Annotated in this window: 7 protein-coding genes; 2 read left to right on the top strand and 5 right to left on the bottom strand. The window is 55.2% G+C overall.

Going from position 1 to position 4985, the window contains the following annotated elements; genetic code table 11:
• Nucleotides 1–518: 518 nt before the first annotated feature.
• Both HZR81_RS23140 and HZR81_RS23135 read right to left on the bottom strand, forming a co-directional pair.
• Nucleotides 519–800, bottom strand: a complete 282-nt coding sequence (locus tag HZR81_RS23140) for a hypothetical protein (protein WP_041106953.1) — start codon at nucleotides 798–800, stop codon at nucleotides 519–521.
• 166 nt (nucleotides 801–966) lie between these two features.
• Nucleotides 967–1200 carry a hypothetical protein gene (locus HZR81_RS23135; RefSeq protein ID WP_031653269.1) on the bottom strand — a complete coding sequence of 78 codons (234 nt, stop codon included), beginning with the start codon at nucleotides 1198–1200 and terminating at the stop codon, nucleotides 967–969.
• A gap of 333 nt (nucleotides 1201–1533) precedes the next feature.
• Between HZR81_RS23135 and HZR81_RS23130 the strand changes: the two genes are divergently transcribed.
• Together HZR81_RS23130 and HZR81_RS23125 are read left to right on the top strand one after the other, a co-directional pair.
• Nucleotides 1534–2184, top strand: a complete 651-nt coding sequence (locus HZR81_RS23130) for a hypothetical protein (protein WP_045428535.1) — start codon at nucleotides 1534–1536, stop codon at nucleotides 2182–2184.
• Nucleotides 2185–2190: 6 nt separating this feature from the next.
• Nucleotides 2191–3345 (top strand): helix-turn-helix domain-containing protein, encoded by a 1155-nt coding sequence (locus HZR81_RS23125; RefSeq protein WP_031653271.1) that lies wholly within the window; start codon nucleotides 2191–2193, stop codon nucleotides 3343–3345.
• 102 nt (nucleotides 3346–3447) lie between these two features.
• Here the strand turns inward: HZR81_RS23125 and HZR81_RS23120 are convergent, their stop codons facing one another.
• From HZR81_RS23120 to HZR81_RS23110, 3 genes are all read right to left on the bottom strand, one after another.
• The gene (locus HZR81_RS23120) at nucleotides 3448–4044 is read right to left on the bottom strand and encodes a DUF6088 family protein (RefSeq protein ID WP_041106958.1); all 597 of its coding nucleotides are present in this window, start codon (nucleotides 4042–4044) and stop codon (nucleotides 3448–3450) included.
• 14 nt (nucleotides 4045–4058) lie between these two features.
• Nucleotides 4059–4322 (bottom strand): BPSL0761 family protein, encoded by a 264-nt coding sequence (locus HZR81_RS23115; protein WP_073865899.1) that lies wholly within the window; start codon nucleotides 4320–4322, stop codon nucleotides 4059–4061.
• Between the two features lie 66 nt (nucleotides 4323–4388).
• A partial coding sequence (locus HZR81_RS23110; protein WP_500129359.1) for a DEAD/DEAH box helicase occupies nucleotides 4389–4985 on the bottom strand: 597 nt, incomplete at its 5' end.

Here is a 4985-nt window from a genome sequence, read left to right as displayed (position 1 = left end):
GCCGATTGCTGTCTGTCGCTACCGGTTGCTTCCGGCCAAGAGCTGCCCGAGTGCGAACTGACTCGATCTAGTTGACTCAAGCGTTCACTGCCCCAGAGCAATCAGCGAGGCGTGGACTGACTGACGGCTGTTGCGGCTCTATGATGAAACCTGCCTGATATCCAACACGACCCAGACCTCATACCCTTTCTCCCGTGCTGTTTTCTCGGCCTCGAGTTGGGCAGCGAGAGTACTGATGGAACGGGAGCGGTGCTCGAAGCGGAATGGCGAACCACCGTTCTTACGCACGCTCAATTCAACGAGTGTGACGGTAGAGTGCTGTTTGGGTATGGGCTGCTTCGATTTCGAAGGCGCGAGGTCTAGGCCAAGCGCGCGCCGCATCTCGACTTCAGTGAGTTTTGCGTCAGTCAAGCGAGATCCCTAGAGCGATTGCCGGTGACGCCATTGTACCGAGAAGTCGTGCAGACATGGCCTGAGTTCGATGCTGGCGAGCCAATAACCTCATCTCTGAGATATGGCTACGAATCACCAAAGTAGTCATCGCGGGCGACTAGTCCGAATGGGCGCTCCTCGCAGGGCTGCTCATCGCTGAACAGATTCTGCGTGCGGCGCTCCTGCTTCAAAAACGCTAGTGCCGCGAAAAAGCAGCTTTCGCATAGATTGACTCGATAGCGTTCGCCATCATGCCCTGCGCCATAGCCCCAGAGCGCCTGAAGCGTCCCGAACTGCTCGCCGTACCCCGGCACCCTCGTACTGGTAGCGCATACATCGCAAATGGTGTCTTTATGGCTCTCTGTCACCGGGCAGACCTCATCTTCGTATTAAAAAGAGTAACCGAGGGCACTGCGCAACGGAGCGCCTTTTGCCAGTTTTCCAGCCCCGCTGCGTTAGCTCAAGCATGGTCTGGTGTGCCATGCCGGCGGTGGATATGGCAGGTCTTCGACAGATGCGGTTGGCGGTGGTTCGTCATGGTTGTCCGCTGCACGTTTCTTGCGTTGCGGGCGGCGACCACTCCATTCCCTCTTCGAGGATCGGATGGCTTTCACTAACGACGATCAACGGTTTGTTCCGATTCTCCAGCGCGAACATGGCGATGGAGCCTTCGACGTCCACCGCCGGCACCTCCCCCTGTGGGTCAAGCCTGCCAACCCAGACATATTGCCGGGTCTCCAAACATGCGAGGTAATACGAAATACCCATGCTTCCTCCGAATTTGAATCAAGTCTATTACTGTGCCAATCCGGAACGGGAGGCGGTACTGCCGCAAACATCAAATGTTATCGCCAGTGCATTTTTAACCCAGGTGCCGACGCTATTCTGCCCTAACCCAGCAGTCTGAAAGCGAAATTCTACAACTCGCTTGGTGCTCGAAACTGGGTCAATGAAATTCCGGCATGTGGGTGGAAAATGCACAGGCGGCAACACGCATGCTGCAACGTCCTCTCGGTCTCCCTCCGCGACGTGTGCTTCTTGTTTTTTTACCTCATTTGAGGAAGAATAACCGGAAGTCACCGTTGTGTTAGGAGTCCTCAGATGCAGGCTTGCCAGGTATTCAGTGATCAGGATGAAATCGCCGCCCGTCTTGAACAGTTGAGTCTGGAGCGCGAGCCACTGCGTGAGGCTATCAATCAAGCTCACCTACAGCGGGTTCGCCTGACTCCTAACCATCCCAGCATTTTTCCCGGCCTTGAAATGTGGGGCTGGTTGGTAGGAGCGGTGCGCGATCAGCTGCGCCCACTAGGGTGGGTCGCGCATGAACAGTCGAACTACCCTCTTACCGTTCACTCGGCGCTCAATCTCGCGATTGCTGTCGCATCGGGAGATAGCTATGTTGGAAATCTGCTGGGGATGCCGAGCAGCCGATCCAGGAAGGGTAAAAATACAGTTGATGCTGTTGAGCGGAACTGCCAGTTCGACATGTTTGATGACTTGCTGCCCGATCCGGAGGAGCTGCCTGAATCAGGCCCTCATGAGACCTGGATCCTGCTCCACCACACCGACACGGTGAAGAAGGAAATCCGCATCGAGCTCTCACGTCCATCGGGAATGGGTAAAGGCGGCAAGATCAATTTCTGGTCTGAACGCATCATGCTTGGCACCCTTGCTCTTGATGATGATTTCTTTGAGGTTACCTCCCCAGGCGGTCCGGATATCGACATCGAAATTCGCCGTAAAAGCTCGTGATAGATCATGTTTAATCCACAACGATTTGCGCTCGCCCGTCGCCGGCGAGGTATGAAAAAGCGTGAGCTTGCCACTCATATAGGAGTAACGGAGCGATCAGTCTCCGGCTACGAGAGTGGCACGCAGGAGCCTGAGCCTGGAACCCTTGCAAAAATCGCTAAAACGCTTCGGTTCCCCGAAGCGTTTTTCTTTGGTGATGATCCTGAGGTGCCAACGCCGGATGTTGCCAGTTTCCGGTCGCTCTCAAAGATGACTGCTGGCCTTAGGGATTCAGCTCTCGGTGCAGGCGCAATTGCGCTCCTGCTGAATGACTGGATCGAGCAACGTTTCGATTTGCCAGAGCCAGATCTTCCGGACCTGGGGTCCGAACGCGCTGCACTGACGAATTTTGAGGCGCTCGATAAGCTGGCACTATCACGCAGTGCCCAAGCGCCAGAGGCCGCTGCGGAGATGCTGAGGGCACACTGGGGTTTAGGTGAGCAGCCGGTTAAGAACATGATTGCGCTTCTTGAGTCGAAAGGCGTTCGTGTCTACTCACTTGCAATTGATGCAAAGGAGGTCGACGCGTTCTCGATGTGGAGTGGCGGCCGCCCCTTTATGTTCTTGAATACCTTTAAGTCGGCCGAGCGTTGCCGCTTTGACGCAGCTCATGAATTAGGACATTTGGTTATGCACCAGCATGCCCACCCACAAGGACCTGATTTAGAGCGTGAGGCGAATGCCTTTGCGTCGGCTTTTCTAATGCCACGTGCAAGCGTTCTAGCGATGGCTCCACGTTCGATCACTATCAAAAGCCTAATCAAATACAAGAAGCTCTGGTCCGTTTCTGTGGCAGCCTTAAATTACCGGCTTCATAGCCTGGGGCTTTCCACGGAGTGGGCTTACCGAACGCTGTGTATTCAGATTGCTCAAGAGGGCTATCGCACCGAAGAGCCGGAATCTATTGCTCATGAGCGGTCAGTGATCCTGGAGAAGATTTTCGCCGCGTTACGTGCAGATGGGGTTGGGAAAGCTGGCGTCGCGGGAGAACTGGCAATCAGTCCTGAGGAGATCAATGAATTGACGTTCGGATTGATGTTGAACGTGTTGAAGGGGCAGAGCGCTAACCCATCCGACTCTGGTGGGAAATCAGGTGCCCATCTCCGTTTGGTCAAGGGGTGAAGGGATGCCGCCGATGTCGCTTGGTCGGACTCGGCCAGCAACGGAAATCTGCCTGACAGAGCGTTAAGGAGCAAGCGTGTTGACGGTGTGTATGCGCGCTGACTACTCCAACGCCATGCGCATCCATTTCGGCATTTTGCAGGCCATTAATGTGGTTAGGTCTTCTGGCCTGAGCACCTTCTTGATCGCGGCAATGCATTCCGGGGTCGAGCCGTCTTTACCGAGATAAAATAGTGCGCTGATAGCCGTCCCTACCTCGGTCCCGGCACGCTGCATGACCATTGGTGCCGCATGTACCAACCGGACCTCACCCTTACCTATAAAAAATGATCGGCTGGGTCCGCTGGTGTAATAGATCGGAATGAGCGGCATCTGGGTGCTCAGTCCAAACAACCTGACCGCATGAGCGCCATGAATCTGTAGAACATGGCGGTTCTGCCTAGCGATCAAGCTCACTACTTCCCATACATTTGGGCGGACCCGTGCAACGTATCGACTGGATTTCGGGCGCATGTAAATTCCTCGATGCACCCGTTCAAGTTCGCCTTGGCTGACCAGCCGAGCTAGTGCCTTGGATATGGCGCCACGCGCTCCAAGCTCCGCAAAGCGGCCGATGCAGAAGGGTTGCCCTTTGGGTAAGCGCTTAATCCGTTGCGCAATGCGGGTGGATACCGACAGAGCAAAATCAGTGCTGGACATTGCGGCTCTCATTTCTATCGCGTGAAGTCCAATGACGAGCTGAACAGCGGCTGATGAAAAGCGATCACCCGCCGTCGATATTCATCATCTGGTGCATCGCTCACCAGGCACTCTTCAAGGCGCCCCAACGAGAGGATCTGGTCGGCCGACGGGTAGTGCCTGAGCAGGCTTTTCGCATAGCTGCGGATATCCTGAGGCAGCTCAGTGTTACGGGCGAGCTCTCGCAGGAACTCTTCGGTCTTGATGACGCTGCGGGTTCTTTCGTGAGAAAGGGTCAATGCGGCTATCTCCTGATTCAGTCAACCACGTCTGCCGACGCTTGAATTCAGTCCTCCATACAAGCATCAAAAGCAAGCCAGCAACTGTTGCCGGTAGTGCTTGGAAAAGCTGACCAGATGGTTTGGCTCAGCGGCAGAGCCCCCCAGGGATAAGGCGCATGTAGCACCTGCCCCAATTACCTGCGCAATGCCACTTCCATTACTGTCATCCAGGACATCGATATTACCAGCAGCCCCAATCCAGCCAGATATTGAACCTGAAGTGGAGGCTGGCATCTCTACCTCGTTCAGCACTGCCAGGTCATCCGGTAGATCATCTGCAATTCTCTCTGCCAAGCACTGCAGTGTCGGCTCCGCTAACATGAATAGCCACGCCTGATTATCGGGCTCGCCTGTGCGCCGAAGCACTCGCCCAAGCACTTGTCGGTAATGCAGCTCAGTGCGGATGCGACTGAGGTAGCAGCACACCTGGAGTCGAGGAATGTCCGTGCCTTCGCTGATCATTCCAACTGCGATAATCCAACGGCAGGCGCTGTGTCTGAACGCATTGATAACCTGCTGCGCAGCCGGGGTTTTGTTGGTCACGATGCGGCAACCTTCACCCAGGGTTTCCAGGGCCAAGGCAATTTGCTGGGCGTGCTCGATGTCGGTGGCAACCACTAA

The organism is Pseudomonas sp. LM13, assembly GCF_041381355.1.
GTDB classification, from domain to species: domain Bacteria; phylum Pseudomonadota; class Gammaproteobacteria; order Pseudomonadales; family Pseudomonadaceae; genus Stutzerimonas; species Stutzerimonas frequens.
This window is presented reverse-complemented; position numbering and strand designations above follow the sequence as displayed.

Coding starts and splice junctions, on each gene's coding strand:
- HZR81_RS23135 (WP_031653269.1), bottom strand. CDS start 1,200: ATGGGTATTTCGTATTACCTCGCATGTTTGGAGACCCGGCAATATGTC.
- HZR81_RS23125 (WP_031653271.1), top strand. CDS start 2,191: ATGTTTAATCCACAACGATTTGCGCTCGCCCGTCGCCGGCGAGGTATG.
- HZR81_RS23130 (WP_045428535.1), top strand. CDS start 1,534: ATGCAGGCTTGCCAGGTATTCAGTGATCAGGATGAAATCGCCGCCCGT.
- HZR81_RS23120 (WP_041106958.1), bottom strand. CDS start 4,044: ATGTCCAGCACTGATTTTGCTCTGTCGGTATCCACCCGCATTGCGCAA.